The organism is Rathayibacter sp. AY1F6 (genome assembly GCF_002932035.1).
GTDB lineage: Bacteria > Actinomycetota > Actinomycetes > Actinomycetales > Microbacteriaceae > Rathayibacter.
In genome coordinates this window covers 71,894-85,753 of the sequence record NZ_PSVD01000001.1, presented here as the reverse complement: position 1 = coordinate 85,753, position 13,860 = coordinate 71,894, and the positions used below count along the sequence as shown (strand labels likewise).

Genomic DNA, 13,860 nt, shown 5'->3' with positions numbered 1-13,860 from the left:
GACCGCGCGGAACGCCGCTCCCTGCGGCCGAGTCGGGCGCCGCTAGGTCCGGCGGCGCCAGCGCAGGCGCGGCACGCCGCTGAGCGCGCGCTGCTCCGGCAGGCTCCAGCCGTAGCGGACCGCGAGCAGCCGGATGACCGTGGTCACGCCCACCGCGAGCGGCGCGGCGAAGTCGATCGTCACTCCGAAGCGCAGCGTGAGGACCAGGACGCCGGTGCCCACCGAGGCGGCGACCGCATAGAGCGAGCCGACGTGCATCAGCGCGATCGGCCGGTTCAGCAGGATGTCTCGGACGACGGATCCGCCGACGGCCGAGACGGTGCCGACGAACACGGCCGGCACCTCCGGCACGCCGAGCGACAGGGCCTTCGTGGTGCCGATCGCGCCGAAGAGCCCGAGGGTCAGCGCGTCGAGGGCGGTGATCGTCCCGTCGACCCGGTTCAGCAGGTGCTGGAGCAGCATCCCGAGCAGGGAGGCGGTCACCGCGACGATCAGGTACGCGTCGGTGTGCAGGGCCACCAGAGGCGTCTGGAGCAGCAGATCGCGGAGCACGCCGCCGCCGAGGCCGGTGGCCGTGCCGATGATCGTGACGCCGAGCAGGTCGATCCGGCGGTCGCGGAACTCGCCCGCGAACATCGCGCCCTGGAGGCAGCCGATGGCGATCGCGAGCAGGTCGGCCCAGGCCGGGATCTCGAAGAGGGAGGCTGCCACCCGGACATCGTTCCACGGCGCGGGCCCTGCTCCGGCCGGGCTGCCAGCCGGGTGTCGGGGGTCGGGGGGATAATCGGAGGATGCCCACCTATCGCGACGAAGCCGTGGTGCTCCGCACGCACAAGCTGGGCGAGGCCGACCGCATCGTGACGCTGCTCTCGCGCAGCCACGGCAAGATCCGCGCGGTGGCGAAGGGCGTGCGCAAGACCGGCTCCAAGTTCGGCTCGCGGCTCGAGCCGTTCATGGTCGCCGACCTCCAGCTCTACGAGGGCCGGAGCCTCGACATCGTCACGCAGGCCGAGTCGCTCGGCGCCTACGGTGCGCTGATCGCCGCCGACTACGACAGCTACACGGCGGCGAGCGCGATGGTCGAGACGGCGGACCGCCTCACCGACGCGGACGCCTCCCTGCAGCAGTACCTGCTGCTCGTCGGGGCCCTGCGCTCGCTCTCGAAGCACGAGCACGAGCCGGTGCTGACGCTCGACTCCTACCTCCTGCGGGCGCTCTCGATCGCGGGCTGGGCGCCCAGCTTCGAGGACTGCGCGCGCTGCGGCGCCCCCGGGCCCCACGGCGCGGTCGTGGTGCAGCTCGGAGGCGTCGTCTGCGCCGACTGCACGCCGCCCGGAGCACCGCGGGTCGCTCCGGAGGTCGTGGTCCTGCTGGGTGCGCTGCTCACGGGAGACTGGGCCCACGCCGAGACCACCGAGCCGACCACGCGGTCGCGGGCGAGTGGAGTGGTCGCCGCCTACACGCAGTTCCACCTCGAACGCGGTCTGAGATCCCTGGAGCACGTCACCCGATGAAGCCCTTCACCCACAAGGACGCCGAGCCGTACCGCCCTCTCGACTGGACCGGGATCCACCCGCCCGCGATCCCGCGGAAGGCCGTTCCGGGGCACGTCGCCATCGTGATGGACGGGAACGGCCGCTGGGCGAACTCCCGCGGCCTGACGAGGATCGAGGGGCACAAGCGCGGCGAGACGGCGCTGCTGGACGTCGTGGCCGGAGCGATCCAGATCGGCGTGAAGCACCTCAGCGTCTACGCGTTCTCGACCGAGAACTGGAAGCGCTCGCCCGAGGAGGTGCGCTTCCTGATGGGCTTCAACCGCGACGTGCTGCACCGCCGCCGCGATCAGCTCAACGAGTGGGGCGTGCGCATCCGCTGGGCCGGGCGGAAGCCGCGCCTGTGGGCGTCGGTGATCAACGAGCTGCAGTTCGCCGAGCGGATGACCGCGGACAACGACGCGCTCACCCTCACCATGTGCGTCAACTACGGCGGGCGCACCGAGATCGCCGACGCGGTGCAGCGGCTCGCCGCCGAGGTCCAGGCGGGGCGGCTCAAGCCCTCCGGCATCTCCGAGAAGACGATCGCCAAGGCGCTGTACGTGCCGGAGATGCCGGACGTCGACCTCTTCGTGCGCTCCTCCGGCGAGCAGCGCACCAGCAACTTCCTGCTCTGGCAGAGCGCCTACGCCGAGATGGTGTTCCTCGACCGGCTCTGGCCGGACTTCACGCGGACCGACCTCTGGGACGCGATCGAGCACTACTCCGGCCGCTCCCGCCGCTTCGGCGGCGCGGTCGACGTGCCGGGGGCCTCCTCGTGATCCGGGCCGGAATCGTCGGCTTCGGGCTCGCGGGCAGCGTCTTCCACGGTCCGTTCCTCGCGGCGGATCCCGCTTTCGAGGTCGTCGCCGTCTCCACCCGCGACGCCGGTCGGAGGGCCGCGGCCTCCGCCGCGCATCCCGAGGCCCGGATCGTGCCCGACCTCGACGCGGTGCTCGCCGAGCGGCCGGAGCTGGTCGTGCTCGCCTCGCCGCCGTCGGTGCACCGGGAGCAGGCCGTCCGAGTGCTCGAGGCCGGAGTCGCCGTCGTGATCGACAAGCCCTTCGCACCGAGCACGGCCGACGCGGACGCGATCATCGCCGCCTCCGAGCGGAGCGGTGCGCCCGTCTTCGTCTTCCAGAACCGGCGCTGGGACGCCGATCTGCTCACCCTCCGCCGCCTCCTGGGCGAAGGGGTCCTCGGCGAGGTCCTCCGCTTCGAGTCGACCTTCGAGCGCTGGAGCGCGCCGAAGACGGGCCGGTGGCAGAGCGAGACGGGTCCGGCCGAGGGTGGCGGGATCCTCTTCGATCTCGGCAGCCACCTGGTCGACCAGGCGCTGCTGCTGTTCGGCCCGGCGGTCGTCACGGCGGCCGAGACCCGGACCGTCCACGAGGGCTCCGCGAGCGAGGACGACGCGTTCGTCTCGCTCCTGCATCACAGCGGCGTCCGCTCCCACCTCACCATGAGCCGCGTCGCCCGGGCGACCGGCCCCCGCTTCCGCGTGCTCGGCACCCGCGCCGCCTTCAGCGTCGACGGTCTCGATCCGCAGGAGACCGCGCTCCGCACCGGCGGCGCCCGACCGGACGACGACGGCTTCGGCGAGGTCGCGCCGGAGGGATGGGGCGTCCTCGTCGACGACTCCGGCGCACACCCCGTGCCGAGTGAGCGGGGACGATACGCCGCGTTCCTCGAGCAGGTCGCGCGGTCCCTCCAGGACGGCGCTCCCTCGCCGGTCGACGTCCGCGAGGCCCGCGAGGTCGTCGCCGTGCTCGAGCAGGCGCACGCCCTCGCCGCCCGCTGACCGGGCCCGCCGCCGGCGCGCCCGGTCGCTCCCCGGTCTTGGCGATCCGGCTCCGGAGCGTCATCCTCGAGAGGTGAGCACCGCACTGCCGAACTCCGCCGACCTGCGCGCGCGCTTCGCCGGTGCCCGCGGCTACCACAACGCCTGCACCCTCGGCCTGCCGCCGCGGGAGACCGTCGAGGCGCTGCGGGCGGACCTCGACGGCTGGTCGTCCGGGGAGAGCACGGCCGCCGCCTACGGCGCTGTCGCCGAGCGCGCGCGTGCCTCGTTCGCCGCGATCGCCGGCGTCCCGGTCGACCGTGTCGCGATCGGCTCGCAGACCTCCGCCATGGCCGCCGTGCTCGCCGCCTCGCTGCCCGACGGGGCCCGCGTGCTCTGCGTGGACGGCGACTTCTCCTCCATCGTGTTCCCCTTCCTCGCCCAGGCGCACCGCGGAGTGACCGTGCGCTCCGTCGCGCTCGAGGCGCTGGCCGACTCCGTCGAGGACGGGGACGACCTCGTCGTCTTCTCCGCCGTGCAGTCCAGCAGCGGAGCGCTCGCCGATCTCGACGCCGTCCTCGAGGCGGCCGCGCGCCACCGAGTGCGGACCGCGTGCGACCTCACGCAGGCGGCCGGCGTCCTGCCGGTCGACGCCTCCCGCTTCGACGCGACCCTCACCCACGCCTACAAATGGCTGTGCTCGCCGCGCGGAGTGGCGTTCCTCACCGTCTCGCCCGCCTACGCGGCCGAGCTCGTCCCCGTGCAGGCGGGCTGGTACTCGGGGGAGGACGTGTGGTCGTCCTGCTACGGACCGGCCATGCACCTGGCCGAGAACGCCCGCCGCTTCGACGTCTCGCCGGCCTGGCAGGCGTTCGCCGGCGCCGAGGCGTCGCTCGCTCTGTTCCGCTCGCTCGACCTCGACGCGGTCTGGGCGCACGCCTCCGGCCTCGGCGACCTGCTGTGCGAGCGGCTGGACCGGGAGCCTCAGCACCGGGCGCTCGTGTCCTGGCCGGACGAGGGGGGAGCGGACCTGGAGCTGCTGCAGGCCGCGGGTCTGCGCGTCTCGGGCCGCGGCGGCCGGCTCCGCATCGCCTTCCACCTCTGGAACGACGAGTCCGACGTGGACGAGCTCGTCCGCGTGCTGCGGGAATAGCGGGGCGCCCCCTCCGTTGTCCTGGGGGTGAGTGCTGAGCCGAGCCCCCTGTCCGTCGACGTCTGGTCCGACATCGCCTGCCCCTGGTGCTACATCGGGAAGCGCCGGTTCGAGCGCGGGCTCGAGGCCTTCCGCGCCGCGCACCCCGAGGCTCCGGAGGTCGTCGTGGAGTACCGTAGCTTCGAGCTCTCGCCGGACACGCCGGAGGACTACCGCGGGGGAGAGGCGGCGTTCCTCGCCGAGCACAAGGGCATCCCGGAGGCGCAGGCGCAGCAGATGCTCGACTCCGTCACGGCGATCGCGGCGAGCGTCGGCCTCGACTACCACTTCGAGTCGGTGCGCCACGTCAAGACGGTCACCGCCCACCAGGCGCTCCACCACGCCAAGGAGAACGGACTGCAGCTCGAGCTCGTCGAGCGTCTCCTGAGCGCGTACTTCGTCGAGGGCCGCGACCTGGCCGATCCGGAGGTGCTCGCCTCGCTCGCCGGCGAGGTCGGGCTCGACCCGGCGGAGACGCGCCGCGCTCTCGAGGACCGGCGCTACCTCGGGCGGGTGCAGTCCGACATCGCGCAGGCCCGCGAGTACGGGATCTCGGGGGTGCCGTTCTTCGTCCTCGACGGGCGCTTCGGCGTCTCCGGCGCCCAGGAGCCGGCGGCGTTCACCGAGGTCCTCGAGCACGTGCTGGAGCAGCGGGCGGCCGTCGCGTGAGCGGGCCGTTCGAGATGCTCGGCGACTCCGGCGGGCCGCTGTGCGAGGACGGCGTCTGCGCCGTGCCGCAGGCCGCGGAACCGCAGGCCGAGGTGCCGCCGATCAGCGCGGAGGCTCCTCCACGGTGATGTCGGCCACGGTCGCGCCGTAGGCGGCCACGAGGGCGTCCGCGTCGACGAAGGCGCTGCGCCCGTCGGCGCCGGCTCCCATCGCCACGCGGCGGCCGAGGATCCGCTCGTCGGCGTAGACCGGCCAGGCCGTCGTGGAGCCGATCGGGGTGATGGTGCCGCGCCGGTAGCCGGTCGCCTCGAGGGCGGCCGTCTCGTCCGGGAGGCGGAGCTTGTTCACTCCGACCACCGCGCGCAGCTTCGGCCACGCGATCTGCCGCCCGCCGGGGACCAGGGCGAACAGGTAGCCGCCGTCGTGGCGCTTCACCACGAGCGACTTCACGATGTCGCCGGGCTCGATGCCGAGCAGCGCGGCCGCCTCGTGCAGGCTGCCGGCAGCGGGCCTCTCCACGATCTCGACCGCAAGGCCGCGGGCGGACGCGTCCGCCTCCAGCCGCTGCGAACCGTCCTCCACAGGTGTGCTCCCGTTCATCTCTCCACCTCTCCGCTCGTCACTCCGCCTTCCCCAACACAGGATCTGGGAGAATCGATACCGATGTCCTCCACTCTCACGGCCGCCCCGCCCGCGCGCACCGCGCCGGCGCTCCGGATCGGCCCCCTCGAACTCGACGCGCCGGTGGTGCTCGCCCCCATGGCGGGCATCACCAACACGGCGTTCCGCCGCCTCTGCCGCGAGTTCGGCAACGGCCTCTACGTGAGCGAGATGATCACCTCCCGCGCGCTCGTCGAGCGCACGCCGGAATCGATGCGCCTCATCCGCCACCACCCCAGCGAGTCGGTGCGCTCGATCCAGCTCTACGGAGTGGACCCGGTCACGGTCGCCGAGGCGGTCACCATGCTCGTCGCCGAGGACCGGGCCGACCACATCGACCTCAACTTCGGCTGCCCCGTGCCCAAGGTCACCCGGAAGGGCGGGGGAGCGGCCCTGCCGTGGAAGCTCCCGCTGTTCCGGCAGATCGTCGAGGGCGCCGTGAAGGCCGCCGGCGACGTCCCGCTCACCGTCAAGATGCGCAAGGGCATCGACCCGGACCACCTCACCTACCTCGAGGCCGCCCGTGCCGCCGAGGGCGCCGGAGTCGCGTCGATCGCGCTGCACGCGCGCACCGCCTCCGAGTTCTACAGCGGGCACGCCGACTGGTCGGCGATCGCCACGCTCAAGGAGACGGTCACGAGCGTGCCCGTGCTGGGCAACGGCGACATCTGGTCGGCCGAGGACGCGCTGCGGATGATGGCCGAGACGGGCTGCGACGGAGTCGTCGTCGGTCGCGGCTGCCTCGGGCGCCCCTGGCTCTTCGGCGACCTCGCCGCCGCGTTCGCCGGCTCCGACGAGCGGTTCCGCCCTTCGCTCGGACAGGTCGCCGAGGCGTTCCGCCGCCACGCGGAGCTGCTCGTCGACTTCTTCGAGAGCGAGGAGCGCGGCTGCCGCGACATCCGCAAGCACGTCGCCTGGTACTTCAAGGGCTACGCCGTCGGCGGCGACCTCCGCGCCCGCCTGGCCACGGTCGAGTCGCTCGCGCAGCTCGACGAGCTCCTGGCGACGCTCGACTGGACGCAGCCCTACCCGGGCGAGGCGGCCGAGGGGCAGCGGGGCCGCGCCGGCTCGCCCAAGGTCCCCTCCCTCCCGGACCGCTGGCTCGAGTCCCGCGAGCTCGACGCCGGGCAGCGCGACGCGGTCTCGGCCGCCGAGATCCACAACAGCGGTGGATGACCGCGCGCTCTGGGGGTACTCGCTCGTCGACACCGAGCGATTCCTGCCGGAGGACCACTCGACCCGCCGCTCCGACTTCGCCCGCGACCGCGCCCGGCTCTTCCACTCCAGCGCGCTCCGCCGCCTGGCCGCGAAGACCCAGGTGCTCAGCCCCACGGCGGGCGTCGACTTCGCGCGCAACCGCCTGACACACTCGCTCGAGGTGGCGCAGATCGGCCGGGAGCTCGCCACGAGCCTCGACCTCGACCCCGACGTCGTCGACACGGCCTGCCTCGCGCACGACATCGGGCATCCGCCGTTCGGGCACAACGGCGAGCGCGCGCTCAACACCTGGGCCGAGGGGATCGGCGGCTTCGAAGGCAACGCGCAGACCTTCCGGCTGCTCACGCGGCTCGAGCCGAAGGTGTTCGGCGACGACGCCCGCCCCTACGGGCTGAACCTCACCCGCGCCAGCATCGACGCGAGCTGCAAGTACCCCTGGCCCGACACGCGCTCGGTCGCGGACCCGTCGGGGCGCGCCAAGTTCGGCTTCTACGCCGACGACGCCCCCGCGTTCGCCTGGATGCGCGAGGGCGCCCCCGAGGGGGTGCGCTGCATCGAGGCCGAGGTGATGGACCTCTCGGACGACATCGCCTACTCCGTGCACGACTTCGAGGACGCGGTGGTCTCCGGCTACATCGACGTCGAAGCACTCGGCTCCCGCGCCGACCACGAGGACCTCGTGCAGTCGATGCACTCCTGGGTCGGCGGGGAGGTCGGACACGACGAGCTCGTCGCCGCCTTCGACCGTCTCGACTCGCTCGACGTGTGGGTCTCCTCCTGGGACGGCTCCCGCCGCGACCAGGCCCGGCTCAAGAACCTCACCAGCCAGCTCATCGGCCGCTTCGCCGCCGCCGCCACCGAGGCCACCCGCGAGGCGTACCAGCACCCCGACCTCGTCCGCTTCGGCGGCCACGTCGTCGTCCCCCGCGAGCAGCAGGCCGAGATCGCCGTGCTCAAGGGGATCGTCGCGACGTTCGTGATGTCGCGGAACACCCGCCAGCCCATCTACGCCCAGCAGCGCGAAGTCCTCACCCGCCTCGCCGACACCCTCCTCGACCGCGGCCCGGGAACCCTCGAGCCCGGCTTCGCCGAGGACTGGCACGCCGCCCCCGACGACGACGCCCGCCGCCGCGTCGTCGTCGACCAGGTCGCCAACCTCACCGACCAGAGCGCCCTCGCCTGGTTCGAGAGGCTGTGCTGATGCGCTGAGCCGGGCGGCGCCCGGCTCAGCTGTGCCGCCGGTCCCTGCCCGGCGTCACCGCGGTCGGCTTGTCGAGGTGGTGCGTTCCAGGGAGCGGGGTGCGTCCGCCTGAGGCGATCCGCTGTTACGCGGATCGTCCGTTCGGCGGTGCTCGATTGCACGCCGGTCCTCGCCCGGCGTGGCGCGGTCGGCTTCTCGGGGTGGTGCGGTTCGTGGAGCGGGGTGCGTCCGCCTAGGGCGATCCGCTGGCACGCGGATCGGCCGTTCGGCGGTGCCGGTGCACGCCGGTCACCGCCAGGCGTCGCCGCGGTCGGCTTGTCGGGGTAGTGCGATTCGTGGAGCGGGGTGCGTCCGCCTGGGGCGATCCGCTGGCACGCGGATCGGCCGTTCAGCGGTGCCGGGGCACGCCGGTCACCGCCAGGCGTCACCGCGGTCGGCTTGTCGGGGTGGTGGGTTCCAGGGAGACGGGTGCGTCCGTCTGAGGCGATGCGCTGGCGTGCGGGTCGGCGGGTACGGTGAGGGCGTGGGAGCGGAGCGGACACGGCAGCGGATCCTCGAGGCGGCGACGGAGGAGTTCGCGGCGCACGGGCTGGCGGGAGCGCGGGTCGACCGCATCGCGGCACGGTCGGGGATGAGCAAGCCGATGCTGTACTCGCACCGGCCGACGGCGCGCGAGGCCGTCGCCGCCGTCGTCCGCGTCAGCGCGGAGGGGTACTCCGCGCCCGGCACTCCTGCCGGCTGCTTCGTGCTGAGCGAGCCGCGGCTCGAGGCCCGTCGCCGCGAGATGGAGGCGCTCGTCGCTGCCCGGGTCGAACGCGGGATCGAGGAGGGCGACGTGCCGCCGGAGACGGACGCCGGATCCGTCGCCGCCTTCGTCGTCGCCGTGCTCAGCGGGATGTCGACGCAGGCCCGCGACGGAGCACCGGCGGACCGCATCGCGGTGATCGGCGAGCTCGCACTCGGCGCGCTGCCGGCGGCCACGGGCGTGCGAGCCGCAGGGCGCACGCCGGGAGCTCCCGGATGAGGCCGCGTCGGCCCCGTCTCGGCCTCCTCGCCCTGGTCGTCGCGGGGCTGCTGCTGGTCCAGCCCGCCGCGGCCTCGGCGGCACCGCTGCTCCCTCCCGCGAACGGCGTCCTCGACTACCAGCTGGGAGGCGCCTACGCTCCGGCGTCGAGCGTCACCATCGTCGACCGCGACCGCACGGACGCGCCCGCCGCCGGTCGCTACAGCATCTGCTACGTGAACGCCTTCCAGACCCAGCCCGGCGAGAGCGCCGCCTTCGCGAAGCGGCACCCCGAGCTCCTGGTGAGGCGAGCGGACGGGAAGCCCCTCGCCGATCCGGGCTGGCCGGACGAGTACCTCTTCGACGTCTCGACCTCCGCGAAGCGGACCGCTCTGCTCGCGATCGTCGGCGCCTGGATCGACGGCTGCGCCGAGGACGGCTTCGACGCCGTCGAGGCCGACAACCTGGACAGCTACACCCGCTCGGGCGGGAGGCTGACGAAGTCGCAGGCTCTGGCGTTCGCCACCCTCCTGGCGGCGCGCGCTCACCGCTCCGGCCTGGCGATCGGCCAGAAGAACGGAGCCGACCTCGCCGCTGCCGGGAAGAGGACGGTCGGCTTCGACTTCGCCGTCGTCGAGGAGTGCCAGGTCTACGACGAGTGCGCGGGATACACGGACGTCTACGGGCGCCAGGTCTACGAGATCGAGTACACCGACAACGGCCGGTCCGCCTACTCCGAGGCCTGCGCCGCGCAGGGCCGGAGCATCTCGGTCACCCTCCGCGACCGCGACGTCGTCCCCCGTGGCGCACCGGGCTACGTGAACCGGCACTGCTGACGCCGGGCGGACGCTACCGCAGGGCTCCCAGCACGACGGCCGCGGCGCGGGCGACCAGCGCGACGTCGTAGTCCGCCTCGGGGTCGTTGCGCGTCGAGAGGATCGACAGCACGACCGCGTCCCGCCCGGGAGGCGTCACCACGGCGACGTCGTTGCGGATCCCGCCGGCGCCCCCGGACTTGTCCGCGACGCTCCAGCCGGCCGGAGCGCCCGCACGGACGAGAGTGTCGCCGGTCGCGTTGCCGCTCATCCAGTCGAGCAGGAGCGCCCGGTCCTCCGCGGACAGCACGTCACCTGTGGCGACCGCGGCGAGGTCCGCCGTGAACGCGGCCGGGGTGGTGGTGTCCTCGGTGCTGCCGGGCTCGATCGTGTTCAGCGCGGGCTCCTCGTTCACCACCTCGGTGGTGGTGTCGCCGAGAGCCTCGAGTCCACGGTCGAGGGCGGAGGGTCCGCCGAGGCGCCGGAGCACGAGATTCAGCGCTGTGTTGTCGCTCCGGCGGACGGCCGCCTCGGCGAGCTGCGACAGCGGCAGGCCGGTGGCGGTGGTCTCCTCCGTGACGGGGGAGTAGCCCGCCGCCTCGACGTCGGCCACGGTCCAGGTGACCACCTCGTCCCGCTCGGCGGCGGGGACGGTGCGCAGGAACTCCGCTGCGGCGAGGGCTTTGAGGCTCGAGGCGAAGCCGAAGCGCTCGTCGGCCCGGTGATGGACCCGGCGGCCCGAGCCGGTGTCGACGGCGCTGACGCCGATCCGGGCGTCGAACTCGTTCTCGAGCGCGGCCAGCTCGGCGGAGACGTCGATCGGAGGAGGGGTGGCGGAGGACACCGACGACGGCACCGAGGCGGACGACGGCGGCGCGACCGGGGTGTCCGCCGTGGTGGTGCACCCTGCGAGGGCCAGGAGGAGGGCGGAACCCGCGAGTGCGCGGAGGGTCAGCGACGACCCTCTCGAACGGTTCACAGCGCGGAGTAGACGACGAAGAAGGCGACGGCGGCCGCCGCGGTGACGCCGAGCGCCGCGAGCGAGACGAGTGCGCGCGGCCTCCTCCGCACGACGGCCAGGACGAGGAAGCCCGCGCCCAGGACGATCTGGAGCCACCAGTACACCGGACTCGTGGTGTCGGCGACCGCGCCCAGCGCCCAGACGCCCTCGCCGATCAGCACGCCCGAGAGCGGCGCGACAGCCAGGACGCGCCACGTCCTCGAGCCGTAGAGGGTGAGTGCGGCGGCGGCGCCCAGGATCGGCCCGGCGGGGACGGCGAGCAGCCAGAAGACGTCCGTGAAGGGAGGCGAGTAGCCGAAGCCGCGCGCCGCGGTCACCAGGTCGTAGCCCTCGAGCAGCGCCCAGAAGCTCAGCAGGCCGAGAGCGGTCGCCGCCGCCGGTCGGGCGCCGCCGAGGCGTACGAGCGCGAACACGAGCATGGACCAGCCCCCGGAGGAGTTGGCGAACGAGCTCACCGACGGCGGGAGGGAGCCCTGCAGCAGGCTGGTGAGCCCGCCCAGGACGAGACCGCCGAGCAGGGCGACGAGCAGAGCACGCAGGAGAGGCGGGCGGGAGGCGGCAGGGGGCATGGGTCGATTCTCGGAGACGGCGGGCGGGTGCGGATCAGGGATGACCCTGATCTCGGGGTGCGGGTGGATCACAGGTCTCGGGGTGATCCGCGCCGCCCTGGTGCAGTTCTCCCCACCCCGGCTCGGCGGCCCCGGCGGCCGATACGATGGACCCCATGCCTCGGATCCGACAGTCAGATGTCGAGGAGGTCAAGGCGCGGGTGAACATCGGCGACGTGATCGGCGAGTACGTCACGCTGAAGTCGGCCGGCATCGGCTCGCTGAAGGGCCTCTGCCCCTTCCACGACGAGCGCAGCCCCAGCTTCCACGTCCGCCCGCAGGCCGGCTTCTACCACTGCTTCGGCTGCCAGGAGTCGGGCGACGTCTACAGCTTCATCATGAAGATGGACCACAGCTCGTTCAGCGAGACCGTCGAGCGCCTCGCCGGGCGGATCGGCTTCCCGCTGCAGTACGAGGACGGCGACGGCCGCGCGCCCGAGACCGGCGGGCGAGCGCGCCTCCTCGCCGCGAACGACGCCGCGGAGGAGTACTTCCGCGAGCAGCTCGCGACCCCGGGCGCCGACGTCGGTCGGCGCTTCCTCGGCGAGCGGGGCTTCGACCGCGCCGCCGCCGACCGCTTCGGCGTCGGCTTCGCACCCGACGGCTGGGACGGGCTCACGACCGCGCTCAAGCGCCGCGGCTTCTCGGAGGAGGAGCTGACCACGGCCGGCCTGGTCAGCAGCAACAACCGCGGCGGCGTCTACGACCGCTTCCGCGGCCGCCTCGTCTGGCCGATCCGCGACGTGACCGGCCAGACCGTCGGCTTCGGCGCCCGCCGCCTCCTCGAGGAGGACAAGGGCCCCAAGTACCTCAACACCCCCGAGACGCCCGTCTACCACAAGTCCCAGGTGCTCTACGGGCTCGACCTCGCCAAGCGGGACATCTCCCGCGGGCACCGGGTGGTCGTCGTCGAGGGCTACACGGACGTCATGGCCTGCCACCTCGCCGGCGTCACCACCGCGGTCGCCACCTGCGGCACCTCCTTCGGCGTCGACCACATCAAGGTGCTGCGCCGGGTGCTGGGCGACGACAGCGGCGTCGGCGAGGTCGTCTTCACCTTCGACCCCGACGCGGCGGGCCAGAAGGCGGCGATGCGCGCGTTCCAGGAGGAGCACCGCTTCGCCGCGCAGACCTTCGTCGCCGTCGCGCCCGAGGGCCTGGACCCCTGCGACCTCCGCCTGAACCGCGGAGACGACGCCGTCCGCCGCCTCATCGACGACAAGAAGCCGATGTTCGAGTTCGTGATCCGGCAGTTGCTGGACCGCTACGACCTCGAGACGGTCGAGGGCCGGATCGCGGCCCTGCGCGCGGCCGCCCCGGTCGTCGCCGAGATCCGCGACCCGGCGCTGCGACCCGGCTACTCCCGCGAGCTCGCCCGGATGCTCGGCCTGGACATGGCCGAGGTCAACTCCGCCGTGCGCTCCGCCGGATCCCGGCCCCGCTCCTCCGGACCCGAGGGCCGCGACCAGCAGGGCGGGCGGGGCGGCGGCGAATCGTCCGCGGCCGAGGCGCCCCTCGGCGCGCGCATCGCCGACCTCCCCGTCGACGTCGTCACGCGCATCGAGCGCGAGGCGCTGATGGCGATGCTCCAGCTGCCGCAGGCGATGGGTCCGGAGCTCCTGGCCCGGGCGGCGCACGCGGCGGTCACCAACGAGACCCTCCGCGTGGTCCGCGACGCCGTGGTCGCGAACCTCGAGCGGGCGGAGGACCGCGACTGGGTCGAGCACGTCGCCGACGACGTCCCCGGCCCCTTCGCCTCGCTGGTGCGCCAGCTCGCGGTGGCGCCGATCCCGGCCGCCGACGAGGAGGGGCTCGCCCGCTACTCCCGCGACGTGGCGATCTCGCTCATCGAGCGCGACCTGCTCCGCGAGATCGCCGAGCTGCGCGGGGCGCTCCAGCGCGCGTCCGCCGATCCGGTGATGGCGCGCGCAGTGCAGGTGCGACTGGTCGAGCTCGAGCGCGAGAAGCGGGCGCTGCGCACGGAGTGAGCGTGTTGCGGTCGTGTGAAGAATTCGGCCGCACGCCCGTGCCGGTTCGGAGAGCGCTTCCAACTGTGTTACCCATGAGGAACAGCAATGCGGGCGTCCAGTGTCGTGACGCCACAGCCCACAGGAGATCTGTGTGCCGAGAGTCCGCGCGCCCGGAGCGCGCCCGCATCCCA

14 protein-coding genes are annotated in these 13,860 nt (G+C 73.4%); 10 read left to right on the top strand and 4 right to left on the bottom strand.

Features of this window, described 5'->3' with window-relative positions:
- Positions 1–42: 42 nt before the first annotated feature.
- Positions 43–711: a trimeric intracellular cation channel family protein gene (locus C5C44_RS00435; RefSeq protein ID WP_104273600.1), complete on the bottom strand. Its 669-nt coding sequence runs from the start codon at positions 709–711 to the stop codon at positions 43–45.
- Positions 712–791: 80 nt separating this feature from the next.
- On the opposite strand from C5C44_RS00435, the gene recO reads away from it, so the two are divergent.
- The 5 genes from recO to C5C44_RS00410 all read left to right on the top strand — a co-directional run bounded on the left by recO (position 792) and on the right by C5C44_RS00410 (position 5,173).
- Positions 792–1,514, top strand: coding sequence for a DNA repair protein RecO (recO, locus tag C5C44_RS00430; RefSeq protein WP_104223431.1), 723 nt, complete (start codon positions 792–794; stop codon positions 1,512–1,514).
- Positions 1,511–2,314 carry an isoprenyl transferase gene (locus C5C44_RS00425; RefSeq protein ID WP_104335069.1) on the top strand — a complete coding sequence of 268 codons (804 nt, stop codon included), beginning with the start codon at positions 1,511–1,513 and terminating at the stop codon, positions 2,312–2,314. The genes recO and C5C44_RS00425 overlap by 4 nt, the downstream gene beginning before the upstream one ends.
- The gene (locus tag C5C44_RS00420) at positions 2,311–3,333 is read left to right on the top strand and encodes a Gfo/Idh/MocA family oxidoreductase (RefSeq protein ID WP_104335068.1); all 1,023 of its coding nucleotides are present in this window, start codon (positions 2,311–2,313) and stop codon (positions 3,331–3,333) included. The genes C5C44_RS00425 and C5C44_RS00420 overlap by 4 nt, the downstream gene beginning before the upstream one ends.
- 73 nt (positions 3,334–3,406) lie before the next feature.
- Positions 3,407–4,465, top strand: a complete 1,059-nt coding sequence (locus C5C44_RS00415; RefSeq protein ID WP_104335067.1) for an aminotransferase class V-fold PLP-dependent enzyme — start codon at positions 3,407–3,409, stop codon at positions 4,463–4,465.
- 27 nt (positions 4,466–4,492) lie between these two features.
- Positions 4,493–5,173 carry a DsbA family protein gene (locus C5C44_RS00410; RefSeq protein ID WP_104238217.1) on the top strand — a complete coding sequence of 227 codons (681 nt, stop codon included), beginning with the start codon at positions 4,493–4,495 and terminating at the stop codon, positions 5,171–5,173.
- 102 nt (positions 5,174–5,275) lie between these two features.
- On the opposite strand, the gene C5C44_RS00405 is transcribed toward C5C44_RS00410, so the two are convergent.
- Positions 5,276–5,773, bottom strand: coding sequence for an aminoacyl-tRNA deacylase (locus C5C44_RS00405; protein ID WP_104223436.1), 498 nt, complete (start codon positions 5,771–5,773; stop codon positions 5,276–5,278).
- Positions 5,774–5,836: 63 nt separating this feature from the next.
- Between C5C44_RS00405 and dusB the strand changes: the two genes are divergently transcribed.
- The 4 genes from dusB (at position 5,837) to C5C44_RS00385 (ending at position 10,091) form a co-directional block, all read left to right on the top strand.
- Positions 5,837–7,009 carry a tRNA dihydrouridine synthase DusB gene (dusB, locus tag C5C44_RS00400; RefSeq protein WP_104223437.1) on the top strand — a complete coding sequence of 391 codons (1,173 nt, stop codon included), beginning with the start codon at positions 5,837–5,839 and terminating at the stop codon, positions 7,007–7,009.
- A complete protein-coding gene (locus tag C5C44_RS00395) occupies positions 7,002–8,252 on the top strand; it encodes a deoxyguanosinetriphosphate triphosphohydrolase (RefSeq protein WP_104223438.1) in 1,251 nt (416 codons plus the stop codon). Before dusB ends, C5C44_RS00395 begins: the two co-directional genes overlap by 8 nt.
- Before the next feature lie 523 nt (positions 8,253–8,775).
- Positions 8,776–9,276 (top strand): TetR family transcriptional regulator, encoded by a 501-nt coding sequence (locus C5C44_RS17260; RefSeq protein WP_104226690.1) that lies wholly within the window; start codon positions 8,776–8,778, stop codon positions 9,274–9,276.
- A complete protein-coding gene (locus C5C44_RS00385; protein WP_104335065.1) occupies positions 9,273–10,091 on the top strand; it encodes an endo alpha-1,4 polygalactosaminidase in 819 nt (272 codons plus the stop codon). Before C5C44_RS17260 ends, C5C44_RS00385 begins: the two co-directional genes overlap by 4 nt.
- A gap of 13 nt (positions 10,092–10,104) precedes the next feature.
- On the opposite strand, the gene bla is transcribed toward C5C44_RS00385, so the two are convergent.
- Positions 10,105–11,049, bottom strand: coding sequence for a class A beta-lactamase (gene bla, locus C5C44_RS00380; protein ID WP_258066591.1), 945 nt, complete (start codon positions 11,047–11,049; stop codon positions 10,105–10,107).
- Positions 11,046–11,660: a DUF6518 family protein gene (locus tag C5C44_RS00375; protein WP_181132638.1), complete on the bottom strand. Its 615-nt coding sequence runs from the start codon at positions 11,658–11,660 to the stop codon at positions 11,046–11,048. Before C5C44_RS00375 ends, bla begins: the two co-directional genes overlap by 4 nt.
- A 155-nt stretch (positions 11,661–11,815) precedes the next feature.
- Between C5C44_RS00375 and dnaG the strand changes: the two genes are divergently transcribed.
- Positions 11,816–13,687: a DNA primase gene (gene dnaG, locus C5C44_RS00370; RefSeq protein ID WP_104292601.1), complete on the top strand. Its 1,872-nt coding sequence runs from the start codon at positions 11,816–11,818 to the stop codon at positions 13,685–13,687.
- Positions 13,688–13,860: the final 173 nt, after the last annotated feature.